We start from the raw sequence: 23186 nt of genomic DNA, 5'->3' as shown, positions 1-23186 counted from the left end.
TCGTGGGCGCAGGCTAGGACCAGCGCTCGCAAAAGGCTTCGATATCGTTTGACTGAAAATCGGCAAGACGCGCCATGATCGTCTCGAATGGCCAGTCCCACCAGGCGATGGAAGCAAGCTTCTCCGCGATCGATCTTGAAAAGCGCTCACGAATGATTTTCGCGGGAACACCGCCGACGATGGTGTAGGGCTGCACGTCCCTGCTGACGACGGCGCCCGCTGCGAGTACGGCACCGTCGCCAATTTTTACGCCGGGCAAGACAATAACCCCGTGTCCGATCCAGACATCGTTCCCGATGACGGTGCGGTCCTGCTTTCGCTGGGCGAAAAAGGCATCGTCACGCACGGCAGTCGCGGAATAATATTCAGGACAATAGCTGAAACGATGCATGGATGGCCGGTCCATCGGATGGTTCGGCGCACCGATCCTGACCTCCGCCGCGATGGCGCAGAACTTTCCGATGGTGGCGTCACCTGCCATGCAACGGGGGCCAAGATAGGAGTAATCGCCAAGCTCGACATTGTGCAGCGAGCTATCCGCCAGAATTTCGCAGCATCTGCCGATGTTTGAATCTCTGATGCTGGCCGTCGCGTGGACAACGGTTTCTGCGATTTTCGGGCGATTGAGTTGCGCGGTCGAATCCATTTCTGCCTCCGGATTTGCGCCTGCGTAACCGGGGATGATGAAGGGCCTGTGACGGCTGGGACAGCACAGGAGCCCGGTCCCGCCGGTTGCTCCATTTGAAGATGAATCGTGGGCGTCACGTCGTGCCGTGCAAAACCCTGCCTTCAGGCAGAAACGTTGGCAGAAGGAAGGCCGTCAGTCGCTCGAGGCATCCGTCTGGTTTTTGCGCCAATAATGGTCGGATATGTTCTGAGCATTCCGGATGATGTGGGCGGCGATTTCAGGGTCTCCGCCCTCGAATGTTTCCCGGTCGGCTCCGCATAATAGCAGGAAGAGCTGCTGATGCGCCGTGGCGACAAGATATTCATAGGCTGGCGGCTCGATCTCTGAACCAATGGCCTGGAGTTCTTCCGCGGCCTTCCTGCTGGCCTGCTCAAGCGCCGCGTAAATTGCAGCCATCATTGCTTCTTGTGTCTGTTCAAATATGTCCTGCGCTTGCCGTTCGGCCGGTGTCAGGATGGGGCAGCTTTCATTCACGGGGCAATTCTCCTCTTGGTGCGCCTCGTTTCGCTGACCGATCATATGTCATGGATTGTGTCCGCATTGCGGGAAAAGCCGGGATCAATACATTTTTAAGTGGATTAACCGTGCCCCAGCGCCTTTCTGATGCAGGCGCTGAGATAGGCATATTGCAGGGGCGTGATCTTCGCCATCGCTTCCACGCGGGTGGAGGGTCTGTCCTGGTAACCGACCGGAGTATCGAACTGGGCGAAGGTGAAATCCCAGCGGATCCCCTCAACGATATTATAGAAGTGGTCGGCGCCGCTGATTGCGGTCTTGGCAATCTCGCCACCGAAAATATCCTGAACCACCAGTGCGGTGACGCCACCCTGTCCCCGGGCGGGGTTTTCGCGCGACCACAGGCTGCTGGTTTCGTCAGACCAGCTTTTCCTCAGCGCGTAATAAAGTCGTTCGGCATGATCCTGCATAGGGGGTCTTTCCTGTTACGGAGCCGGGGTCCGGGTCAGGTATGATCTGAAGAGAAACGGAGCGCCGCGCCTTCTCCAGAGGCTGCGAGAACGCTCCGTCCTGTCGAACCTGCGCAGGGCGCAGGAGGACGCCGGAACGAATTCCGGCGCCACTATGCTTACTTGGCGTCGAGCAGGTCCTTGACTTCCAGCAGGACGAACTCGTTGTCGTCAGCCTTGTCCAGCGCACGGCCAGCCGAGAAGGGCAGGTTGTTGTCGTTGCCGACGATGATATGGGTGGCATCGACGCGGTCGACATTCTCGATGGTGACGAAAGGCATGTCATAGTAGCCGTCGCCGCCGCCCTGACGCTTCTTGTTATCAGGGTCGGAGATTTTCAGAAGATCGATATAGCCGATCTTGCGTGCGGCTTTGCCGACATTGGCGTCGTTGAACTCGATCTTGTAGATGCGCTTGACCTTGGAAGGCACGGCAAAGCAGTTTGCTTCCGGCTTCTTCGGATCGGCGCACGCCTTGTCGGCGGTGCCGGCGCCATTGTCACGTTCGATGACCAGCGCCGTGCTGTCGTCCAGCATGTTGAAGTCGCCGATGGCTTCGCCGCCCTGCGCCAGGGGATAGAGCCAGGTGCGGCCGGTCCATTCCTTCCTGGCGGTGTCGAGTTCGATGATGCGCAGCGCGGTCGCGCCGTCTTCGGTCTTTTCCACCTGGCCATCGGCCATGTAAAGCGGGCCTTCGAGAAGGCCGTAGAGCTTCGAGCCGTCCTTGGAAAGCGCCATGCCCTCATAACCGCCCGATCGCTTCAGGTTGAAGGCCGGCATTTTCTGCGTCGGGTTGCCGGGCAGGGCCAGGGTGGGGTGATCCGGAGACTTCACCTCGATGTCGCCAGCCTTGGTGGCGATGACGTCCGTCAGCTTGCCGTCGCGGGTGAATTTCAGGATGTAGGGGCCGAATTCCTCGCCCACCCAGAAACCGTCGGCGACGGGCTGAATGGATTCGACGTCGAAATCCGCGCCCGTCAGGTAACGCTTCTCGGTGCCTTCCAGAACGATGGGGAAGGGTGCCTTCATGTCCGGATCGGAGAGGAACACGGTTTCAAGCGCGTTGACCTTGCCGGCGTCCCAGTCGAATTTCAGGTGGTGAAGCATCAGCATGGCGTCGCTGGAATTGAGCTTGGAACCGAAGCCGTTGTCGGAAAGGCTCCAGAAGCTGCCGTCGGGCATCGCCTTGATGCCGGAAAAGCCCTGCATCGCCTGGCCGTTGAACGGCATGGAAAGTCCGGTCAGGCGCACGCCATCCTTGCCGGGAACGGTGCCGGTACCTTCCGCGCGCTTGCGGTCGGCCGTCGTGAACTTGGCGGAGGTCTTGAGGTGTTCCGGCGCATCGGCGGGCGCCGCGATAATGGTGTTGGCCGGCAGGATGGCGTGGGAGACCAGCTTCGCCGGAAACTCCTTCTCAGCCGCGTAAGACGTGGTGGCAAGCGCGAGAACCGCGCAGGAGGCGAAAAGAATGTGCTTCATGATGGAGACCCCTCGATACCTGTTGAAGACAGGATTGAGGCGATAGGGTCGTCGCATGACAGGCAGGTGATTGTCGTTTGAAGCTTTGATGAATTTTGATGACGGCCGCCGGCGACAGCGGAATAGCATGGCCTTTTCCGGCGTATCGCCTCAGGCGGCGGAGGCCTGATACTGGCTGAGCGTACACACGCCCAGCGTCTGGCCCCGGCCCTTGACCGCATGTTCACCCAGATATTCGCTGCGCACGCCCTTGGGAAACACCAGCTGATGGGCAAGGTCGGCGGAAATCAGCACCGGGTGGCCGAGCATCTTGCTCAGTGATTCGAGCCGCGAGGTCGTGTTCACCGTATCGCCGAAATAGGTGATCTTGTGGTGATCGACGCCTATTTCCGCTGTTATGACCGGCCCGCCATGGATGGCGAAGCGCAGGCGCGGCATTTCGCCGAAACGCGAGAGCCACATGTCACGCTTTTCCTCGATGGTCGCCTGAATGTCGAAAACGCAGCGCACGCAGGCGGCCCGCCGGATCGCCATGTGATAGGGCCAGGTGATGATGGCGGCATCGCCGATATAATCGTCGATGACACCGCCGTGTTTTCTCACCGGCGCGGCATAGCTCGCAAAGATTTCGCCGAGAAATTCCTGGGCCTTCAGGTCGCCATGCGTCTCGGCGAATGAGGTGGAGCCGACGAGATCGATGAAGATGAAGACGCGGTCCTCGCTGACAGGCCGGCGATAGCGCCCGAGAATGAGATCGATGAAGATGTCGCGCCCGAGAAGCTCACGCACGCGCATGATGAAGACGATGATGCCGCAGACGATGAGGGTGAAGACGAGCGTCTGCACCTCGGCATGCACCGCCCGTTTCCAGGTACCGGGAAATATCCCGCTCAGCCACAGGATGGTGCCGCCAAGCCCGAAGCCGCAGAAGACGAGAACGGCATAGATGATGAGGCCGACGGCGATATAGACCGGCGTCGGCAGGGCGCTGACCCGCCGCGACAGGCCGGGCATGATGTAACCGCGCTCAAAAGCGAGGATGGGCGCGCAGGCAAACAGCGCATAGGTCGCGCCGATCAGCGCGCCGCCGCCATATTCCAGAAAGGCGTAGGCCACGCCGCTGCCGGCCACGGCAACGAAGAGCACCACGTAATCCAGAATGGGCAGCAATTTTCTCATGTCGGTTCTTGATCTCGGGAAGGGAAGGTCCGCCGCTCCCGTCGGCGAAGCTTCTATTGTGGTCATATGCGACATTAATGCGGAAAAAGCGCTGCAAAAAGTGACCTTTCGGTAAGGTCACATGAAGGATTGGAAAGGTTGTTGCCCTGTTGCCGCAAAACCGGCGCAGAGACGCTGCTACGTCTAATATGATGTTCTGTAATAGACCGTTTCAAGCGGGGATTGCGGCCGGTCGTCCGGTGAGCGGTTCGACCATTTGAGTGGAAAGGCGGCGAAACGCAGCCGGTTGCCATCAATCCAGGCCCGGTCGAACAGCGTTTCCCCCTTGCGGGCGAAGGTGATGGCGGCGCAGGTCCGCCCGTCGACGTCGAATGGAATATTCTCCTTCCAGCCGCTCAAGCCGCAGCCGGTGCCTTTCGGGTCACCATTATAGTGCGCGACAACGTCGCCATCATTCGGCGTCATGGTGATGGCGCTAACGGTATGGGCAAAGAGCAGGCTGCCATGGTCTTTCAGCCCGCCATCCAGCGTGCCTTCGTAACGCACCTGCACCGTTGGCTGCTGGCAGCCATTGCGGGCATAGATCTGTGAAATGGCGTGCATGCGGCCGCCGTGTATCGTGATGCGGGTGACGATGCCGTGCCGGTCGTTCCTGCCGATTGTCAGGCAATCGGTCGTCCATTCGCCCTGCAGGTCCACCTTGCCGTCATCGGCGCGCGCCAGGAAAGGGGCCGGAGTGGGAAGAAAGCCTGCGGCCGCCAGAAGGGCGGCCAGCAGCAGGGTGCGGGCAGGTTTCATGCGAAGACCCTCAAAGCGCAACTGTCTTGAGACAGATGGACCGCGATGCGGGCAAAATTGGGGTGAAGGGCGGGGGATTACGACCCGCTCACCTCAACCGCCTCGACCTTCTTGCCGGCAAAACGCAGCGCCACTTCGCCATTGATGAGTTTCAGCGCCACATCACCGAAAAGTTCGCGCCGCCAGCCGGTCAAAGCCGCCACGGTGGCGTTTTCACCTTCGGCGGCGATCTTGTCCAGATCGTCACTGTTGGCGATGACCTTGGCGGCGACGCCGTGTTTGTCCGCCGTCAGTTTCAGGAGAACCTTGAGCAGTTCCACGGCAGCGCCGGAGCCTTCCGGCGCATGGCTGTGGCGTGGCGCCTTGGGCATTTCCTCTTTCGGCAATGCCAGCGCCGCATTCACCGTTTCGACGATGGCGGTGCCGGAGGCGGAGCGCTCCCAACCCTTCGGAATGGTGCGAAGCCGCGACAGCGCCTCGGCGTCCTTCGGCTGCTGCTGGGCGATTTCGAAGATCGCATCGTCCTTCAGGACACGTGAGCGCGGCACGTTGCGCGACCGCGCCTCCCGCTCGCGCCAGGCGGCGACGAATTTGAGAATGGCGAGTTCCGTCGGCTTGCGCAGACGCGACTTCAGCCGCAGCCACGCATCGTCCGGGTGCATGTCATAGGTATCGCGCGATTCCAGAATATCCATCTCTTCGGTCAGCCACAGCGAGCGGCCTTCGCGCTCGAGCTGGGCTTTCAGCGAGAGATAGACATCGCGCAGATGGGTCACGTCGGCCAGCGCGTAGTCCAGCTGTTTTTCGGTCAGCGGGCGGCGGCTCCAGTCGGTGAAACGCGAGGATTTGTCGATCTGCACGTTCTTGATCTTCTGCACCAGCTGGTCGTAGGAGATCGAATCGCCGAAACCGCAGACCATGGCAGCGACCTGCGTGTCGAAGATCGGGTGTGGAATGAGCCCGCCGAGATGATAAATGATTTCGATATCCTGCCGCGCGGCGTGGAAAACCTTCACGACGGCAGGATTGGCCATCAGCTCGAACAGCGGGGTGAGATCGAGACCCTTGGCGAGCGGATCGACCAGCACTTCAAGCGTCGGGCTTGCCATCTGCACGAGACAAAGCTCCGGCCAGAAGGTCGTTTCGCGCAGAAACTCGGTGTCGATGGTGATGAATTCCGATTTCGCCAGTTCCGTGCAGGCCTCGGCGAGGGCGGCAGTCGTTTCAATCATTGCAAATGGCCACTCGTGAAAATTATTCGTCTTACTTTCCCTTTGACGGGCGCATGTCAATACAAAGCCCGCTTTTGAAGGCTTATGGATCGTTTTTCTCGGGCGGATTGGGTTCCGGCCCGTCCTTTTTGGGTGCCGCGGGCGCGGCGAGCTTCTGAAAATAGGCGGATGTGCGCAAAAGCGAGCGGAACCGCCAGTTCCTCTCCTCCACGGGCACACCCTCGCGCACCTGCAGGCGATAGATGGTGTAGGCAATGAAAACGACCTGTATCGCGGCCGTATAGCTGAACAGTGCTTTGGGGCCGAACTGGTCGATCAGGAGCGAGGCGAGAAGCGGTCCCACCGTTGCGCCCACGGACCAGAAGAACAGAAGCCCGGCCGACATCATCGCATGTTCGCCTTCCCTGGCATGGTCGTTGCCGTGCGCTGAACTCAGCGAATAGAGCGGCAGGGCGAAGGCGCCGAAGACGAAGACGCCGATGATGTTGCTCCATTCATCCGTGCCGGCGAAAAAGGCGAGAAACAGACCGACGATGACCGAGCCGGCCGTGGTGGCGAGAATGATGATGCGCCGGTCATAGCGATCGGAATAGACGCCGAGCGGGTATTGCAGCACCACGCCGCCGATGATGCCGGCGCTCATGAAGGTGGCGATGGCCGTCACCGAAAGGCCGATCTGTTCGGCGTAGATCGGTCCGATATTGCGGAAGGCCGCCATGCTGAGGCCGACGGCCACGCAGCCGACGACGGCAAGCGGCGAGATGCGCCAGACGGCGAAAAGATTGAAGGGAATCTGCTTCGGCGGCGCGGGATTGGATTTGTCGGCAAGCGAGATCGGCACAAGCGACAGCGAGAGCGCCATGGCGATCAGCGAAAACACGACGGGCCCGCCAATGCCGGCGATGGGAATGATATATTGCGCAAGCGTGACGGAGCCGAGGTCGACGAAGCGATAGATGGACAGGGTGCGCGCCCGGTTGGAATTCGTCACTTGCGCATTGATCCAGCTTTCGATCACGGCGAAAAGACAGGCGACCGCAATGCCGATGACAAAACGCATCAGCATCCAGAACACGGGGTGAATGACAAGCGGCATGGCGATGGAGGCCGCGGAGGCTACCGCCGCCATGGTGGCGAAGGTACGGATATGGCCGATCCGGCGCATGAGCTGCGTCACCGAAATGCAGCCGAGCGCGAATCCGACGCTGTAGGCAGCGCTGATGAGGCCGATGGTGCTGGCCGAAAATCCCTCGGAAATGCCACGCAGAGCGATGTAAGTTCCCTGCAGGCCATTGCCGCCGATCAGAATGCCGGCGGTAACGAGAAGCGGGATAAGAGGTCTGATCTGGCTCATTGCGGGCCGACTCGGTTTGGCGGGCTGAATAAGCACTATCTAAAGCGAAGGCGGGGGAAAGGACAGCCAGGAGGCGACATTGTTGCGCTTTGCCTTGACAAATCGGGCTGGCCATGCGCTTTTCCGGCCAATTTCGACAGTGCGGCCCATCTGGCCCGCAGCACGTTCCAGGATATAAAAATGCATCGTTACCGCAGCCACACCTGTGCCGCTCTCCGCAAGTCCGACGTCGGCGCGACCGTTCGCCTTTCCGGTTGGGTTCATCGCGTGCGAGATCATGGCGGCGTTCTCTTCATCGACCTTCGCGACCATTACGGCATCACCCAGGTGGTGGCCGATCCCGATAGCCCGGCCTTCAAGGTTGCCGAAACCGTGCGCGGCGAATGGGTCATCCGCATCGACGGCCTCGTCAAGGCACGCTCGGAAGACACCGTCAACAAGGGCATGGCGACCGGCGAGATCGAGCTTTATGCGCAGGAGATCGAAGTTCTCGGCGTTGCCAAGGAATTGCCGCTGCCGGTCTTCGGCGAGCCTGACTATCCTGAAGACGTTCGCCTGAAATATCGCTTCCTCGACCTTCGCCGCGAAACGCTGCACAGGAACATCGTCAAGCGCACGCAGATCATCTCCGCCATGCGCACCGGCATGGCCGATGCCGGCTTTGCCGAATATACCACGCCGATCCTGACGGCCTCTTCGCCGGAAGGCGCGCGCGACTTCCTCGTGCCGTCGCGCATCCACGAAGGCAAGTTCTTCGCCCTGCCGCAGGCGCCGCAGCAGTACAAGCAGCTTCTGATGGTGGCCGGTTTCGACCGTTATTTCCAGATCGCGCCGTGCTTCCGCGATGAAGACCCGCGCGCCGACCGCCTGCCGGGCGAATTCTACCAGCTCGACGTCGAAATGAGCTTCGTGACCCAGGAAGATGTCTGGACCACGATGGAGCCGATGATGACGGCCGTGTTCGAAAAGTTCGCCGAAGGCAAGCCGGTTACCAAAGAGTGGCCGCGCATTCCCTATGACGAGGCGATCCGCAAGTATGGTTCCGACAAGCCCGACCTGCGCAACCCGATCGTCATGGAAGCCGTGACTGAACATTTCGACGGTTCGGGCTTCAAGGTCTTTGCCAACATGATCGCCTCCAACCCCAAGGTTCAGGTCTGGGCGATCCCGGCGAAAACCGGTGGTTCGCGCGCTTTCTGCGACCGCATGAACGCATGGGCACAGTCTCAGGGCCAGCCCGGCCTCGGCTACATCTTCTGGAAGGAAGAGGACGGCAAGGTCGGCGGTTCCGGTCCGCTTGCCAAGAACATCGGCGAGGAGCGCACCGAGGCGCTGCGCCAGCAGCTCGGCCTCGAGGCGGGTGATGCCTGCTTCTTTGTCGCCGGCGATCCCGCCAAGTTCTACAAGTTTGCCGGCGAGGCGCGCACCCGCGCCGCCGACGAGCTGAACCTGATCGACCGCGACCGTTTCGAAATGTGCTGGATCGTCGATTTCCCCTTCTTCGAATATAACGAAGAGGAAAAGAAGATCGACTTCGCCCACAACCCCTTCTCCATGCCGCAGGGCGGTCTGGAGGCGCTGGAAGGGCAGGACCCGCTCTCCATCAAGGCGTTCCAGTATGATGCGGTTTGCAACGGCTTCGAAATCGCCTCCGGCTCGATCCGTAACCAGTCGCCCGAGCTGATGGTCAAGGCCTTTGAAAAAGTGGGTCTCAGCCAGACGGACGTGGAAGAGCGCTTCGGCGGTCTCTATCGCGCCTTCCAGTACGGCGCGCCTCCGCATGGCGGTTGCGCATTCGGCATCGACCGTGTGGTCATGCTGCTGGTCGGCGCCAAGAACCTGCGCGAAATCACGCTGTTCCCGATGAACCAGCAAGCGCAGGATCTCCTGATGAACGCGCCGTCGTCGGCAACGCCGACGCAGCTTCGCGAACTGGCGCTGCGGGTGGTTCCGTCCAAGAAAGACTGATCTGGATTATTCAGGTTCAAACAAAGGGCTGGCGGCGACGCCGGCCCTTTTTGTTTTTGCAACGAACGCGGCAAAGTCACAATTTTACCGCGCGTTAAACCGAATTCCGCGCACAATCAGCCGAAATCCGCTTCCAGTATAGGCTCCGCGTTCACCTGGGGGACGCAAGACTATTCGGGGTTTTAAACTTGGGACAGCGCCGGCCGAACCTCGCTTTCGGTTTCGGCGCGATCATATTTATAAGGATTTCAGAATGGTACATGAAACGGAAAAAGATATCGCGCCGGCGGGTGGATATGCATCTCCAGCCCCGCCGCGCAGCAATTTCGCCGTCAGCCTGCGTTCGCCGGGCGCCAAGTTCCTGATGATCGGCTTCATATCGATGGTTCTGCTCGTGCCGCTCCTGCTTGTGTGGGGATTGACGGAAGAGCGTGCCTCGCGGGCGGAAGATGTCTCGGGGCGGATCGCCAATGGCTGGGGTGGGGATCAGGTGGTGAACGGCCCCTATCTTGCCGTGCCTTTCGACGTGGAGCGCCGCCGCGAGGTGGATGGCCGCAGCATCGTCGATCGCACGACGGAATGGGTGCTGGTCATGCCGGAAACGCTTGATGTCACGGCCGACCTGAAGACGGAGGAAAAGCAGCTGTCGATCTACAGCCTGCCGGTCTACAACGGCAACCTCGTGCTGAAAGGCCGCTTCGGTTCCGGTATCCTGCAGGATCTCGCACGCTTTTCCGGCACGCCGCGACTGGAGAACGCCATTCTCGTCCTCAGCATACAGGATATTACCGGCATTCGCTCCAGCGCCGGCGTCAAGATCGATGGCGGCCCGGTTCTGCCTTTCGATCCCGGCATGCGGGATATTTCGGTGATGACCAACCGCGCCGGTCCGGAAATCGCCATCAGGTCCGATGCCGGTGTGCACAGGCCGATTGAGAGAAACCTCATCGAAACCGGATTCGCCTTCGATATCGCCTTTTCCCTGAATGGCTCAGGCAGTTTCGCCGTTGCGCCGGCTGGCCAGACGACGAGCTTTGCGGCGAACGCCGATTGGCCGCATCCGGGCTTTGAAGGCCTGTTCCTGCCCGAACAGAAGACCGTCACCGCCACGGATTTCAAGGCCAGCTGGACCATCCCCTATCTTGCCAGGGGCATAGACCGGGTGGTGGAGGGCACGCGCCTGCCACTGTCGGGCAGCCTGATGACGATCAATCTCGTCGAACCCGTGAAGTTCTACCAGATCATCGCCCGGACGCTGAAATATTCGATCGGCTTCATCTCGCTGGTTTTCCTCGCCGTCTTCATCGTCGAACTCAAGGGCGGCAAAGTCGTGCACTGGATACAATACGTGCTGACGGGGCTGGCTCTGGTCATATTCTATGTTCTGCTGCTCGCGCTCTCCGAACATACGGGCTTCACGATCGCCTATGCCGCTGCATCGGCGTCGACGGCGGCGCTGATCGCATCTTATCTCGGCAGTGCAACCAATAGTCGTAAAAGCGGTATGGCGCTGTTTATGGTTTTGGCGATCGCCTATGGCGTCATGTATCTGGTTCTGAATGAGGATGAATACGCGCTGCTGGCCGGCGCGGTGATTTCCTTCATTGCCATTGCGGCAACCATGTATGCCACCCGGCAGGTCGACTGGTCGGGCGCCGGATCCTCACGCGCAGGCAACGCCACGGACAATATGGCATAGTTTCCGTCCGCTCCGAGAGCATCCGTCCTGATGACCGCAACGCCCGCCTTTCCTTATCCGGCTTGGCATCCGGCGTGAAGGACGGGACAGCGCGCAAGACGGGAAAGCATTGCTTTCCCGTCTCTTATCCGCTCTTTTCTACTGCAGGCATCTTGGCCGTACAGGCCTGTTGCTTGCAGGAAACGTCGGCTTCTTCCGATTTGACCTGTGGATTGTCATAAAAACTTAATCGAACTGACAAATCCGGTAGAGGACTTCTTAAGCCTTGTCGATCATTCATCGCCCCCATGAAATTTCACAAACGAGGGTTGAATGTTTTCGCTGGTCTCGACGTTCAAAATAGCGCATCGCGTGTCTATGCTGGCGCTGGCCGCGCTATGCGGTATCGCCGTCATCGCGGGCATGCTGCTGTGGCAAAGGCAGATGGAGGCGCGTTATCGCGTCGCTGAAGATACGCTGATCCAGAGGGACGGCGTGTTGACGACGCTGGTGGATGCCCTGCATGAAAGCCGCCTGCACCAGAAGGACTTCCTGCTGTCGAGGGATATGAATTCCGTCGCGCAGTTCGACCAGACGATGGGCAAGGTCGAGCAGTCCATCGCTTCCCTCGATAGCGGCGCGGCGGCGCAGACGCGTGCGAAACTCGAGGCGCTGTCGCAGGGCGTCGTTGCCTATAGTGACCGCATGAAGACGCTGGTTGCCAGGAACCGGGAGCTGGGTCTCACGCCCGCGGACGGTCTTGAAGGCGCCATGCGCAATGGTGTGCACTCCATCGAGAAACTCATCGACGCCGTCGCCAATGCCGAAATCCGCGCCAGCATGCTGATGATGCGCCGGCACGAAAAGGACTTCATCCTGCGGCGCGACGAAACCTATGCGACGAAACACGCCGCCGAGGTGGAAACCTTCAAGGCGCTGGTGAAGCTTGAATACCGGCCGGGAGTGGAGCGCCAGCGCATCATGGACGCCCTGGAAATCTACACCGCATCCTTCCGCTTCTACGCGCAGGCGGTGCTGGAGGAGCAGAAGGCACGCGAAACGGTCGTCACCGCCTATACGGCGCTGCTGCCCGTCGTCGCGGATATTTCCTCGACCTATCGGCAGGAGCGGGAGGCCAGCGCGCTCGAGAATAAAAATGCGGCGGAAAGCACGGTTTCGATCGTTGTCGCCCTCATTGCCCTGACCGTTCTGGTCCTTTTTGCCGGTGTCTATCTCATTGGCCGCTCGATAACACGACCCGCGACGGCAATAACCGGCGCGATGCGCCGCCTTGCCGAAGGCGAGACCGATTTTGCCGTTCCCGGTCTGCGCCGCAAGGACGAATTTGGTGCCATGGCCCATGCGCTGGAAATTTTCCGGCAGGCCGCCATCGCCAAGATCGAGCTGGAAAACCAGGCGCTTGCGGCCCGACAGCAGGCCGAAGCGGAAAAGGCGCGTTTCCAGCGCGAGGCGGAAGCCGAGGCGCAGGCGCGGCTGATGCAGGCAACGACCGGCCTTGCGGCAGCGCTGCATCGTCTTGCCGCCGGCGATCTCTCCTTTGAACTGAACGAGCCTTTCGCCCCGGATTTCGAGGCGTTGCGGCACGATCTCAATCGCACCATCCGCCAGCTGGATGCGGCCATGTCCGGCGTCGTGCAGTCCAGCGTGGCCATTGATGGCGGCAGCCAGGAAATCAGCCAGAGCGCCGCCGATCTTGCCCGGCGCACCGAGCAGCAGGCCGCCTCGCTGGAGGAAACCGCCGCGGCCCTCGATGAGCTGACGGCCAATATCCGCATCTCGGCGGAACGCGCGGTGGAAGCCCGCACGGTTGCCCATTCCGCGGATGAGGATGCCAGCCGCACGGCCGATCTCGTCGTCGATACGATCGCGGCCATGGAAAAGATCGAGCAGTCATCCGGCCGGATCGGCAGCATCATCAGCGTCATTGATGAAATTGCCTTCCAGACCAATCTTCTCGCGCTCAATGCCGGCGTCGAGGCCGCGCGTGCTGGCGAGGCGGGTCGCGGTTTCGCCGTCGTGGCGCAGGAGGTGCGCGAACTGGCGCAGCGCTCCGCAAGGGCGGCGGCCGAGATCAAGGTGCTCATCCAGACCTCCGGCGCCGAGGTGAAGGACGGGGCGCGTTTCGTGCGGGAAACCGGCGCGGCCCTGTCGCGCATCGGCGGTTCGGTGAAGACGATCAACGACCATATCGAAGCCATCGCCGCCGCCACGAAGGAACAGTCGGTCGGGCTTTCCGAGATCAACACCACCGTCAATCATCTGGATCAGGGCACGCAGCAGAACGCCGCCATGGTGGAAGAAAACAATGCCGCCAGCGCCATGCTGGCGGGCGAGACCACACGCCTCAAGGAACTGGTCTGCCAGTTCCGGCTGAGCGAGGTGGAGATGCTGGATTATCACGGACGCGAAGCGGCCTGAGACGCCATCGACGCCATCGAAAAGCGGGCGCGCAACTTGCCGCCCGCTTTTTTGCCGTTTATAGGTGGGCCACTCACCACGGACCCGGTGAAATTCCGGGTGGCTCTTCTGGCCGCCGATCCGCCAGACAACGCAAAGCACCGACATTCCTTTTCAATCTACCGGACATGGCTCCGGCCGGTGCGTCATTCTTTGCGAAAAAATCAGATGAACAGATTTCAGACTTACAGACGTGAGTGGTTTTCCAATATTCGCGGCGATCTTCTTTCCGGCATCGTCGTGGCACTTGCCCTCATTCCCGAAGCCATAGGCTTTTCCGTCATAGCCGGCGTCGATCCGAAGGTGGGATTGTTCGCCTCCTTCGCCATTGCCTGCGTCTCCGCCTTCACCGGCGGCCGACCGGGCATGATTTCGGCGGCCACCGCCGCCACCGCCGTCCTGATGGTCACGCTCGTCAAGGAACACGGGCTGCAATATCTCTTTGCTGCCACCATCCTCATGGGCGTGCTGCAAATCGCTGCGGGCTTTGCGAAACTCGGCCGGGTGATGCGTTTCGTGTCACGCTCGGTCATGACCGGTTTCGTTAATGCGCTGGCGATCCTGATCTTCATGGCGCAATTGCCCGAACTGATCGGCGTGCCCGTCGAAACCTATGTCATGATCGCGGCCGGTCTTGCGATCATCTATCTCTTCCCGCTGGTCACGAAGGTCATTCCCTCGCCGCTGGTCGCTATCGTCGCCCTGACCTGCGTGGCGGTTTTCTCCGGCATGGATATCCGCACGGTCGGCGATCTCGGCGAGTTGCCCTCGACATTGCCGATATTCGCCCTGCCGCAGGTGCCTCTGACTTTCGAGACGTTGCAGATCATCTTTCCCTATTCCGTGGCGCTCGCCGCCGTCGGCCTGCTGGAATCGCTGCTAACAGCCCAGATCGTCGATGACATGACGGATACGGGCAGTAACAAGAGCCAGGAATGCATCGGGCAGGGGACGAGCAATATCGCGTCTGCCCTCATCGGCGGCATGGGCGGCTGCGCCATGATCGGCCAGTCCGTCATCAATGTCAGCTCCGGCGGTCGTGGCCGCTTGTCCACTTTTGTGGCAGGCGCTTTCCTGCTGTTCCTCATTCTGGTGCTGGACGATCTCGTGCGCATCATACCGATGGCGGCGCTGGTGGCTGTCATGATCATGGTGTCCATCGGCACCTTCTCATGGCGCTCCATCATCGATCTCCGCCGCAACCCGCCATCGTCAAGCATCGTCATGCTGGTAACCGTCGGCACGGTGCTTGCCACCCATGACCTTGCAAAGGGTGTGCTGGCGGGCGTGCTTCTTTCCGGCGTGTTTTTCGCAGGCAAGGTTTCCAAGCTTTTCCACGTCAGACCGGAGCTTTCAGCCGATGGTCGCGAGCGGATCTACCGCGTCGACGGCCAGATTTTCTTCGCCTCGACGGAAAGCTTCATCGCCGCCTTCGATTTCGCCGAAGAGGTGGAGGCGGTAACGATTGATGTGACGGAGGCGCATCTGTGGGATATTTCCGCGGTCGGGGCGCTGGACAAGGTGGTCCTGAAGTTCCGTAGAGTTGGCAGGCGGGTCGAGGTGATCGGCGTCAACGAGGCGAGCGCCCATATGATCGACCGTTTCGCCCTGCACGACAAGCAGGATGCGGCGGCAGCGCCGCTGCATTAAGCGCAAAAGAAAAGCCCCGGAAAAACCGGGGCTTTTTTGTTTATTCGTTTGCCGTCACCGTCACGCCGAGCATTTTCGGCAGGGTGTTCGGCGCGCCCATCGCAGCGCCCATGATCATCGGGAACGGGACCGGCTTTTCCGGCTCCGCGGTGATCGAGAAGTTCTTCGGATTGTCGATATAGGCGTTGACGGCCGCCGAGACCATGTTCTGCAGGTCCGGAACGTTGAGCGAGGCCATCATGATCGGGGCCATGCCCTTGATGGTCTGGGCAAGCTGATCGCCCGTCATGCCCTGCTGGCTAGCCGCATAATCGATGGCGCGCTTGGTGATGCTGGCGTCTTCGAAGCTGATTTCAGCGTTGACGAAGGAGAGCTGCTGCATCAGGCCGAGCATGGCGAGGCTTGCTGCCTGGTCCGCCTGTTCCTTGTTCGGGTTGGCGGCCTGCGCCTTTACCGTCTCCTGCATCGACTTGATGAAGTCGAGCGTGTAGCCGGAGAAGCCGAACGACATGTTGAGGCGGCCGACATTGTCGAGATTGATGGCATATTCCTCGACGTCGACGGTGCCGGAGGCAACTTCCCAGCTGCCGCTCATGGTCATGTCGCCGGAAAGGGCCTTGAGTTCGAGCTTCTCGATCGCGTCCTTCGTGGCCGGGTCGGTGACTTCGCTAAGATCGGCCTTGAAGCCGGATGCATCCAGTTCGAAACCGATCGAGGCCTTGTCGTCGCTGACGGACATCGTCGCGGTGCTTTCCTCAAGCGAGAAAGCCTGCTTGCCGTCGATGGAAACCGAAACCGGACCGCTATGGGCTTCGTCATAGAACATCAGAGCATCGACGGTGCCCGTGGTCGCATCGGCGGGAATGACGAGGCCCGACATGTAGATGTCGCTTGCCTTGATTTCCACGTTTTCCTGCTTGTAGTCGATATTGTCGAAACGGGCGTTCTTGATCGTGTAACCGCCGTTGTTTTCCTCGACGCCTTCAAGCGTGATATTGCCGACCGGAATTTTCTTGGCCGGATCTGCGGCCGCGTTGAAGGTCACGCCGTTCAGTGTCACCGTCGTACCGTTGACGGCAACGGAGCCGGCGGCGATCTCACCGCCCTGCGCGGCATAGGCGGCGTTGATCTTCTTCAGCACATCCCCGCCGTCCAGCGCGAAGGCGGGCGCCGAAAGCGTGAGAAGCGCGGCACTCGCAAAAAGAACCTGCCGGGTGGATTTCAGTCTCATGATGTTTCTTCCCTCAACGTACGGCTGTGTACCGTGTTCGAATTCGAATGCTGATACTTATATTCGCGATTATTCAAAGGTCTATAGGATTTAGATCGATTCCCATGACGGCGGCATTGCGGCATTTGCAACGCGGTTAACAAAAAAGCGCATGAAAGGGGTGCTTTCATCCACAGGGCAGACCCCTGAATTTCTTGCCGGGAATCGGCATTTCCGCTAGTCAAGCACCATGGGAAAAAATCTTGTACCTCCGTCCGGCGGAGACGATAACATTCATCCGGTCGATTTGAAGGCGGCGCTTGAAGAGCGCTACCTCGCTTACGCCTTGTCCACGATCATGCATCGTGCGCTGCCGGATGTGCGCGACGGCCTGAAGCCGGTTCACCGCCGCATCATTCACGCCATGAGTGAAATGGGCATTCGCCCCAACTCGGCCTTCAAGAAATGCGCCCGTATCGTCGGTGACGTGATCGGTAAATTCCACCCGCATGGCGACCAGTCCGTTTATGACGCGCTGGTGCGCCTCGCGCAGGATTTCTCGCAGCGTTATCCGATCGTCGACGGGCAGGGCAATTTCGGCAATATCGATGGCGACGGCGCCGCCGCCTATCGTTACACCGAAGCGCGCATGACCGAGGTTGCGGCGCTGCTGCTCGAGGGCATCGGCGAAGATGCGGTGGATTTCCGCGCCACCTATAACGAGGAAGACGAGGAACCCGTCGTCCTGCCGGGCGCTTTCCCCAATCTGCTCGCCAACGGCGCCTCCGGCATCGCGGTGGGCATGGCGACATCGATCCCGCCGCACAACGCGCATGAACTTTGCGACGCGGCGCTTTATCTCATCAAGCACCCCGATGCGACGGTGGAAAAGCTGGTGGAGTTCATTCCCGGCCCCGATCTGCCGACCGGCGGCGTGATCGTCGAAAGCCGCGAGAATATTCTCGATGCCTATAAGACCGGCCGCGGCGGTTTCCGCGTGCGCGCCAAATGGGAGACGGAAGATCTCGGCCGCGGCGGTTACCAGATCGTCATCACCGAAATCCCCTTCCAGGTGCAGAAATCGCGTCTGATCGAGAAGATCGCCGAGCTGCTGATTGCCCGCAAGCTGCCGCTTCTTGAGGATATTCGCGACGAATCGGCCGAAGATGTGCGCATTGTGCTGGTGCCGAAGAGCCGTACCGTCGATGCGACGCTGCTGATGGAATCGCTGTTCCGTCTGTCCGACCTCGAAAGCCGCCTGCCGCTCAACATGAACGTGTTGTCGCTCGGCAAGGTGCCGAAGGTGATGGCGCTGAACGAGGTGCTGAGCGAGTGGCTGGCGCACCGCAAGGATGTGCTGGTCCGCCGCTCCCGTCATCGTCTGGCCGCCATCGACCGCAGGCTGGAGATTCTGGGTGGCCTGCTCGTCGCCTATCTCAATCTCGATGAAGTGATCCGCATCATCCGCGAGGAGGATGAGCCGAAACAGGTGATGATGGCCAAGTGGTCGCTCACCGACACGCAGGCCGAAGCCATCCTCAACATGCGGCTGCGCAACCTGCGCAAGCTCGAGGAATTCGAAATCCGCAAGGAGTTCGATGAACTCAGCAGCGAAAAGGCCGAGATCGAGGCGCTGCTCGCGTCCGATGAGAAGCAGTGGCAGACCGTCGCCTGGGAAATCGGCGAGGTCAAAAAGAAATATGCCAAGGCAACCGAGATCGGCCGCCGCCGCACGCAGTTCGCGGATGCGCCGGATGCCGATATCGAGGCCATCCAGCAGGCGATGATCGAAAAGGAACCGGTCACCATCGTCATCTCGCAGAAGGGCTGGATCCGGGCGCTGAAGGGACACATGTCCGACACGTCCTCGCTCACCTTCAAGGAAGGCGACGGCCCGAAACTGGCTTTCCCCGCGCAGACCACCGACAAGCTGCTGATGCTGACGACAGGCGGCAAGGCCTATACGCTCGGCGCCGACAAGCTGCCGGGCGGGCGCGGCCATGGCGAGCCGATCCGCATCATGGTGGACATGGAAAACGATCAGGATATCCTGACCGCCTTCGTACACGATCCGTCGCGCAAGCTGCTGCTCGTCTCCACGGCCGGCAACGGTTTCATCGTACCCGAGAGCGAAATGGTCGCGAATACCCGCAAGGGCAAGCAGATCATGAATGTCTCGATGCCCGATGAAGCCAAGCTCGCCGTGCCGGTCACGGGCGACCATGTCGCGGTCGTCGGCGAAAACCGCAAGCTCCTGGCCTTCCCGCTGGCGCAGGTGCCGGAAATGTCGCGCGGCAAGGGCGTGCGCCTGCAGCGTTACAAGGATGGCGGCGTTGTCGACGTGAAATGTTTCGCGCTTGCCGAAGGCTTGTCTTGGTCCGACACGGCCGGGCGCCTCTTCAACAAGGTGGGCGAAGAACTGCGCGAATGGCTGGCCGACCGCGCAACGGCGGGCCGCACCGTGCCGAAGGGCTTTCCGCGCAGCGGGAAGTTTGGCGGATAATATGTGAATGATGTTCCCGGCGGCAAAGCCGGGACGTCTTTCCTGGTCTTACTTACAAGAACTCAGCATTCGCTGAGGCTTTGACGACAGCTCATTTTTCTTCCGGCGTATAAACCTCCCACCCGCGCGGCGTCAGATGCTCCTGCGGATGGTAGCGGGTCTTGTAGCCCATCTTTTCCGAGCCATCGACCCAGTAGCCTAGATAGACATGCGGCAGGCCAAGTGCGCGGGTGCGGGTGATGTGATCGAGGATCATGAAGGTGCCGAGTGAGCGCTTCTCAAGGTCGGGATTGAAGAAGGAATAGACCATCGACAGGCCGTCGCTCATCACGTCGCTGAGCGCCACGGCCAGAAGTTCGCCGCGCTTGCTGGAATCGATGCCGGAGCCGGGTTCGCGCACACGATATTCGATGATGCGGGTGTTCACATGCGTGTCTTCCACCATGATCGCATAGTCCAGCGCCGACATGTCGGACATGCCGCCCGACTGGTGGCGGTGGTCGAGATAACGGCGAAACAGGGCAAATTGTTCGGTGGAGGGCTCGGCGGCGTGTACCGTGGCGACGACATCCCTGTTGGCTGCGAGAACACGCCGCATTGATTTTGTCGGCTGGAACTGCTCGGTCAGGATGCGCACGGAGACACAGGCACGGCAGTTTTCGCAGGCCGGTCGATAGGCGATGTTCTGCGAGCGCCTGAAACCGCCCTGGGTCAGAAGATCGTTCATTTCCGAAGCGCGCGGGCCGACCAGATGGGTAAAAACCTTCCGCTCCATCTGGTTCGGCAGATAGGGGCATGTGGCCGGCGCCGTAAGATAAAATTGAGGAGAGGGCGTCGCCTGCGTGTTCATCGAACCGTGATCGCCTCCTGCGTCTGTTATGAAAGCGCGCCGCGATTTCACGGGGTTGGCGGCGACGCTTCAAGCGACATGCATAATGTCACAGAATGGCAAAATGCCGGAAAACGTCAACTGCGAGATGCGGTATTTGCCTGATATGAAAGCCACGTTTGCGTGGCTTTCTTCGATATCAGCGCGTTCTGACGATGACGGTGCCGAGCAGGAAGTCGTGAACGAGGCGCGAGCGCTCGGTAAACAGGCCTGCGAGTAGAATCAGCGGCGTCAAAACCGAGTTGATGACCCAGAAAAGCACGATGTGAACGGTCGAAAGCAGGAAATCGATTCGCCGTCCGTCCATGCGCGCCATGGCTATCCCCATCGCCCGCATGCCGGGGGTCGCCTGCGAGGGGCCGCCGAGCGTCATGCCGAAATAAAGCACCGCGACGATGACGAACAGTGCCGGATAGAGGAAAAAGCCGAGGCCGAGCGTGATCACACCAAGAAAGAAGACGATCACTGCGGCCGGAATGCACAACAGGAGAACGATCGCGTAATCGATCAGGAACGCGAAGACGCGCCGGCTCAGGACGCCGCTATAGGCGCGCCAGTCATCCGGTGCGATATAGGTGGGGTTCTGGTCGAGGCTCATTGGTCGTTTTCTCCTGAGAGGGTCTGACAGCTCGGCAAACCTGCCGTGTCAGCAGACAATATGGGAAGAAAACGACCGAATACAATAAGCGCTGGCCTCAGCCCTTTGCGAGTTTGCGTGCCGCCTCGATGGCGAAGTAGCTCAGAATGCCATCGCAACCCGCACGCTTGAAACAGAGAAGCGTTTCCATCATCACCCGCTCGCCGTCGATCCAGCCATTCATGGCGGCAGCCTTGATCTGGGTATATTCGCCGGACACCTGATAGGCGAAGGTCGGCAGGCCGAAATTCTCCTTCAGTCGCCAGCAGATGTCGAGATAGGGCAGGCCGGGCTTGACCATCAGCATATCCGCACCTTCCTCCACGTCGAGTGCGGCATCGCGGATCGCCTCCATGCCGTTGGCAGGGCTGATGTAATAGCTGTTCTTGTCGCCCTTCAGCAGGCCGGCCGTGGAGATGGCCTCGCGATAGGGACCGTAATAGCCGGAGGCGAATTTCGTCGCATAGGCCATGATGCCGACATTCTGGTGCCCGGCGGCATCGAGACCGCGACGAATGGCGCCGATGCGGCCATCCATCATCTCCGATGGAGAGATAATGTCGGAGCCGGCTTCGGCCTGCAGGATCGCCGCCCTGACGACCTGTTCGACGGTCTCGTCATTGACGATCTCGTCGCCGCGCAGAATGCCGTCATGCCCGTGGCTGGTGAAAGGGTCGAGCGCGACATCCGTGATCATGCCGATATCAGGAACGGCTTTCTTGACCGCGATAGTCGCCTGATTGATGAGGTTGTTGGCCTCGAGCGCGTTCGAACCGGTCTCGTCGCGCAGCTCCATCTCGATATTCGGGAAGGTGGCGATCGCCGGAATGCCGAGATCGGCGGCTTCTTTTGCGGCTTCCACCAGTTTGTCGACGCTCATCCGGTTGACGCCGGGCATCGCTGGAATGGGATCGAGAATATTGCTGCCCGGCACGATGAAGACCGGCCAGATGAGATCGTCGACGGTGAGGCGGCTTTCCTGCACCAGACGGCGCGTCCAATCCGCCTTGCGATTGCGCCGCATGCGGCGATGGCCGGTGATCTCGTCGACCAGATGCGTTTTGTCCTGCATGTAAGAATGTCCTTCGATCAAATTTGGAACGCTGCATAACATGAAGAGTCGCCCGTGCGAATGCGACAATCTTCCCTCATTGGCGTCCCGCGCCGCGATGATGCTTTGACAAGGCAGGTGGCGAAATTCAATATGGACTGGTCGCCCGCCCGTCGAGACCGTATCTTCCGGCCATGGAACCTGATTCTCAACCTCTGCCGAAACGTCCGCTTACGGAAATCCTCTTTCTGGTCTTCATGAGGCTGGTTGCGGTCTCCTGTTTCTGGTTCGGCCTGCAATATTGGGCGATGCTGACGGGGTATTCGCTGGGCGGGCAGGGGCGGTTCGATATGCTGAACCTGCCCTGGCGGGTGGCGGGCAGCGCGCTGGCGGTCATTTTCCCCGTCGCGGCACTCGGTCTCTGGCTTGGCGCCTCCTGGGGCGCGGTCATGTGGGTCATGGGGGCAGGCGCGCAGATCGCCATGTATAAGGTATGGCCACATATCTTCGGCGCCAACACGCTGGTACCCGTCATGCACGGCCTTGTGGCAACCATTTATATACTATTCCTGGTCGCTTTCTGGCTGGATCACCGCCAGAATGAAGAACGCGCAAGAATTGATTTACCATAAGAATAAAGCAATTCGGCCTGTTTTCAGGCCGTTTTTTATCGCTAAGCTATTGATTTATAATGCATGGCCTCTGGCCATTCCCGCTTCGCCACAAGTTGGGCCCTCCAGGGAAAATGCAGGTAACCATTTGTTAATCGTAGCTTTTAAGTAGAATTTTATGCGCATTGATTAGGTTCTCACTCAAGGCGGGAGACAAACAAACACACCGCCAAACAAAACAGTGAGGCAGTCATGATCAATAGCAAAGTTAAGCCGCAGGCCGTTGTTGCCGATGCACATGAAGATACCATCCGCTCGCTCTACATGGAGTCGCTGCACCTGGTGGAACGTCTCCACCGCCGCCTCCTCGATGTCATCAAGGATGAGTTCGACCGTCAGGGTCGCGATGACGTCAACGCCGTTCAGGCCCTGCTGCTGTTCAACATCGGCAATTCCGAACTGACGGCCGGCGAGCTTCGTTCGCGTGGTTATTACCTCGGCTCGAACGTCTCCTACAACGTCAAGAAGCTGGTCGATCTCGGCCTCATCAACCACCAGCGCTCGCGTGTCGACCGCCGTTCGGTCCGCATCAGCCTGACGGAAAAGGGCCAGGAAATTGCCGAAACGGTTGCCCGCCTTTATGAACGCCACGTCGGCTCGATCGAAAAGGTCGGCGGCATCGGCACCGGCGAGTTCTCCGAAATGAACAAGCTGCTGCAGCGCCTCGATCGCTTCTGGAACGACTCGATCGCTTATCGTCTCTAATATCCGCGACGGTTTCACTGTTTAAGCCGGGGGCATCGCTTTGCCTCCGGCT

General features: G+C 60.0%; 19 protein-coding genes and 1 other annotated feature. Of the genes, 7 read left to right on the top strand and 12 right to left on the bottom strand.

The window, feature by feature from the left end; translation table 11 throughout:
- Positions 1 to 13: 13 nt before the first annotated feature.
- The 8 genes from JZX88_RS20815 to JZX88_RS20780 form a co-directional block, all read right to left on the bottom strand.
- The gene (locus tag JZX88_RS20815) at positions 14 to 646 is read right to left on the bottom strand and encodes a DapH/DapD/GlmU-related protein (RefSeq protein WP_065115353.1); all 633 of its coding nucleotides are present in this window, start codon (positions 644 to 646) and stop codon (positions 14 to 16) included.
- A 174-nt stretch (positions 647 to 820) separates the two neighbouring features.
- Positions 821 to 1162 carry a hypothetical protein gene (locus JZX88_RS20810; protein WP_110759403.1) on the bottom strand — a complete coding sequence of 114 codons (342 nt, stop codon included), beginning with the start codon at positions 1160 to 1162 and terminating at the stop codon, positions 821 to 823.
- Between the two features lie 104 nt (positions 1163 to 1266).
- Positions 1267 to 1614: a hypothetical protein gene (locus tag JZX88_RS20805; protein WP_206914588.1), complete on the bottom strand. Its 348-nt coding sequence runs from the start codon at positions 1612 to 1614 to the stop codon at positions 1267 to 1269.
- A gap of 158 nt (positions 1615 to 1772) precedes the next feature.
- The gene (locus JZX88_RS20800; RefSeq protein WP_065115356.1) at positions 1773 to 3131 is read right to left on the bottom strand and encodes an esterase-like activity of phytase family protein; all 1359 of its coding nucleotides are present in this window, start codon (positions 3129 to 3131) and stop codon (positions 1773 to 1775) included.
- Between the two features lie 150 nt (positions 3132 to 3281).
- On the bottom strand, positions 3282 to 4310 hold the full coding sequence (locus JZX88_RS20795) for an adenylate/guanylate cyclase domain-containing protein (RefSeq protein ID WP_206914587.1): 1029 nt from the start codon (positions 4308 to 4310) through the stop codon (positions 3282 to 3284).
- Positions 4311 to 4493: 183 nt separating this feature from the next.
- Complete coding sequence (locus tag JZX88_RS20790) at positions 4494 to 5108, bottom strand: hypothetical protein (RefSeq protein ID WP_065115358.1); 615 nt, start codon at positions 5106 to 5108, stop codon at positions 4494 to 4496.
- 77 nt (positions 5109 to 5185) lie between these two features.
- A complete protein-coding gene (gene rnd, locus JZX88_RS20785) occupies positions 5186 to 6340 on the bottom strand; it encodes a ribonuclease D (protein ID WP_110759278.1) in 1155 nt (384 codons plus the stop codon).
- 82 nt (positions 6341 to 6422) lie between these two features.
- Entirely contained in the window at positions 6423 to 7694 is a 1272-nt protein-coding gene (locus JZX88_RS20780; RefSeq protein ID WP_065115360.1) for an MFS transporter, read from the bottom strand.
- A 180-nt stretch (positions 7695 to 7874) separates the two neighbouring features.
- Between JZX88_RS20780 and aspS the strand changes: the two genes are divergently transcribed.
- From aspS to JZX88_RS20760, 4 genes are all read left to right on the top strand, one after another.
- Entirely contained in the window at positions 7875 to 9662 is a 1788-nt protein-coding gene (gene aspS / locus JZX88_RS20775) for an aspartate--tRNA ligase (protein ID WP_206914586.1), read from the top strand.
- Between the two features lie 253 nt (positions 9663 to 9915).
- Positions 9916 to 11361 (top strand): cell envelope integrity protein CreD, encoded by a 1446-nt coding sequence (creD, locus tag JZX88_RS20770; protein ID WP_206914585.1) that lies wholly within the window; start codon positions 9916 to 9918, stop codon positions 11359 to 11361.
- Positions 11362 to 11673: 312 nt separating this feature from the next.
- Complete coding sequence (locus JZX88_RS20765; protein WP_142855597.1) at positions 11674 to 13779, top strand: HAMP domain-containing methyl-accepting chemotaxis protein; 2106 nt, start codon at positions 11674 to 11676, stop codon at positions 13777 to 13779.
- A gap of 77 nt (positions 13780 to 13856) precedes the next feature.
- Positions 13857 to 13912: a sequence feature (sul1 is cis-regulatory element that is thought to sense ions involved in sulfur or methionine metabolism; They are found in Alphaproteobacteria), on the top strand.
- Positions 13913 to 13986: 74 nt separating this feature from the next.
- Positions 13987 to 15468 (top strand): SulP family inorganic anion transporter, encoded by a 1482-nt coding sequence (locus tag JZX88_RS20760; RefSeq protein ID WP_206914584.1) that lies wholly within the window; start codon positions 13987 to 13989, stop codon positions 15466 to 15468.
- Positions 15469 to 15508: 40 nt separating this feature from the next.
- Here the strand turns inward: JZX88_RS20760 and JZX88_RS20755 are convergent, their stop codons facing one another.
- On the bottom strand, positions 15509 to 16699 hold the full coding sequence (locus JZX88_RS20755) for a hypothetical protein (protein ID WP_206914583.1): 1191 nt from the start codon (positions 16697 to 16699) through the stop codon (positions 15509 to 15511).
- A 229-nt stretch (positions 16700 to 16928) separates the two neighbouring features.
- On the opposite strand from JZX88_RS20755, the gene parC reads away from it, so the two are divergent.
- Positions 16929 to 19181 carry a DNA topoisomerase IV subunit A gene (parC, locus tag JZX88_RS20750; RefSeq protein ID WP_206914582.1) on the top strand — a complete coding sequence of 751 codons (2253 nt, stop codon included), beginning with the start codon at positions 16929 to 16931 and terminating at the stop codon, positions 19179 to 19181.
- 91 nt (positions 19182 to 19272) lie between these two features.
- Here the strand turns inward: parC and JZX88_RS20745 are convergent, their stop codons facing one another.
- From JZX88_RS20745 to hemB, 3 genes are all read right to left on the bottom strand, one after another.
- Complete coding sequence (locus tag JZX88_RS20745; protein WP_065115368.1) at positions 19273 to 20031, bottom strand: arginyltransferase; 759 nt, start codon at positions 20029 to 20031, stop codon at positions 19273 to 19275.
- 178 nt (positions 20032 to 20209) lie between these two features.
- A complete protein-coding gene (locus tag JZX88_RS20740; RefSeq protein WP_065115369.1) occupies positions 20210 to 20668 on the bottom strand; it encodes an RDD family protein in 459 nt (152 codons plus the stop codon).
- Positions 20669 to 20765: 97 nt separating this feature from the next.
- Complete coding sequence (gene hemB, locus JZX88_RS20735; protein WP_110759271.1) at positions 20766 to 21779, bottom strand: porphobilinogen synthase; 1014 nt, start codon at positions 21777 to 21779, stop codon at positions 20766 to 20768.
- 173 nt (positions 21780 to 21952) lie between these two features.
- Between hemB and JZX88_RS20730 the strand changes: the two genes are divergently transcribed.
- Positions 21953 to 22390, top strand: coding sequence for a DUF6163 family protein (locus tag JZX88_RS20730; protein ID WP_046798867.1), 438 nt, complete (start codon positions 21953 to 21955; stop codon positions 22388 to 22390).
- Between the two features lie 234 nt (positions 22391 to 22624).
- A complete protein-coding gene (gene ldtR, locus JZX88_RS20725; RefSeq protein ID WP_026363448.1) occupies positions 22625 to 23134 on the top strand; it encodes a transcriptional regulator LdtR in 510 nt (169 codons plus the stop codon).
- Positions 23135 to 23186 lie beyond the last annotated feature (52 nt).

Origin of the sequence: Agrobacterium sp. OT33 (genome assembly GCF_017313365.1) — a bacterium.
Taxonomy (GTDB): Bacteria; Pseudomonadota; Alphaproteobacteria; order Rhizobiales; family Rhizobiaceae; genus Agrobacterium; species Agrobacterium rhizogenes_A.
This window is presented reverse-complemented; position numbering and strand designations above follow the sequence as displayed.

Bases quoted from the DNA above. Each gene is read 5' to 3' on its own strand.
- JZX88_RS20815 (WP_065115353.1), bottom strand. From the start codon at position 646: ATGGATTCGACCGCGCAACTCAATCGCCCGAAAATCGCAGAAACCGTT.
- JZX88_RS20805 (WP_206914588.1), bottom strand. From the start codon at position 1,614: ATGCAGGATCATGCCGAACGACTTTATTACGCGCTGAGGAAAAGCTGG.
- JZX88_RS20800 (WP_065115356.1), bottom strand. From the start codon at position 3,131: ATGAAGCACATTCTTTTCGCCTCCTGCGCGGTTCTCGCGCTTGCCACC.
- JZX88_RS20795 (WP_206914587.1), bottom strand. From the start codon at position 4,310: ATGAGAAAATTGCTGCCCATTCTGGATTACGTGGTGCTCTTCGTTGCC.
- JZX88_RS20790 (WP_065115358.1), bottom strand. From the start codon at position 5,108: ATGAAACCTGCCCGCACCCTGCTGCTGGCCGCCCTTCTGGCGGCCGCA.
- rnd (WP_110759278.1), bottom strand. From the start codon at position 6,340: ATGATTGAAACGACTGCCGCCCTCGCCGAGGCCTGCACGGAACTGGCG.
- JZX88_RS20780 (WP_065115360.1), bottom strand. From the start codon at position 7,694: ATGAGCCAGATCAGACCTCTTATCCCGCTTCTCGTTACCGCCGGCATT.
- aspS (WP_206914586.1), top strand. From the start codon at position 7,875: ATGCATCGTTACCGCAGCCACACCTGTGCCGCTCTCCGCAAGTCCGAC.
- creD (WP_206914585.1), top strand. From the start codon at position 9,916: ATGGTACATGAAACGGAAAAAGATATCGCGCCGGCGGGTGGATATGCA.
- JZX88_RS20765 (WP_142855597.1), top strand. From the start codon at position 11,674: ATGTTTTCGCTGGTCTCGACGTTCAAAATAGCGCATCGCGTGTCTATG.
- JZX88_RS20760 (WP_206914584.1), top strand. From the start codon at position 13,987: ATGAACAGATTTCAGACTTACAGACGTGAGTGGTTTTCCAATATTCGC.
- JZX88_RS20755 (WP_206914583.1), bottom strand. From the start codon at position 16,699: ATGAGACTGAAATCCACCCGGCAGGTTCTTTTTGCGAGTGCCGCGCTT.
- parC (WP_206914582.1), top strand. From the start codon at position 16,929: ATGGGAAAAAATCTTGTACCTCCGTCCGGCGGAGACGATAACATTCAT.
- JZX88_RS20745 (WP_065115368.1), bottom strand. From the start codon at position 20,031: ATGAACACGCAGGCGACGCCCTCTCCTCAATTTTATCTTACGGCGCCG.
- JZX88_RS20740 (WP_065115369.1), bottom strand. From the start codon at position 20,668: ATGAGCCTCGACCAGAACCCCACCTATATCGCACCGGATGACTGGCGC.
- hemB (WP_110759271.1), bottom strand. From the start codon at position 21,779: ATGCAGGACAAAACGCATCTGGTCGACGAGATCACCGGCCATCGCCGC.
- JZX88_RS20730 (WP_046798867.1), top strand. From the start codon at position 21,953: ATGGAACCTGATTCTCAACCTCTGCCGAAACGTCCGCTTACGGAAATC.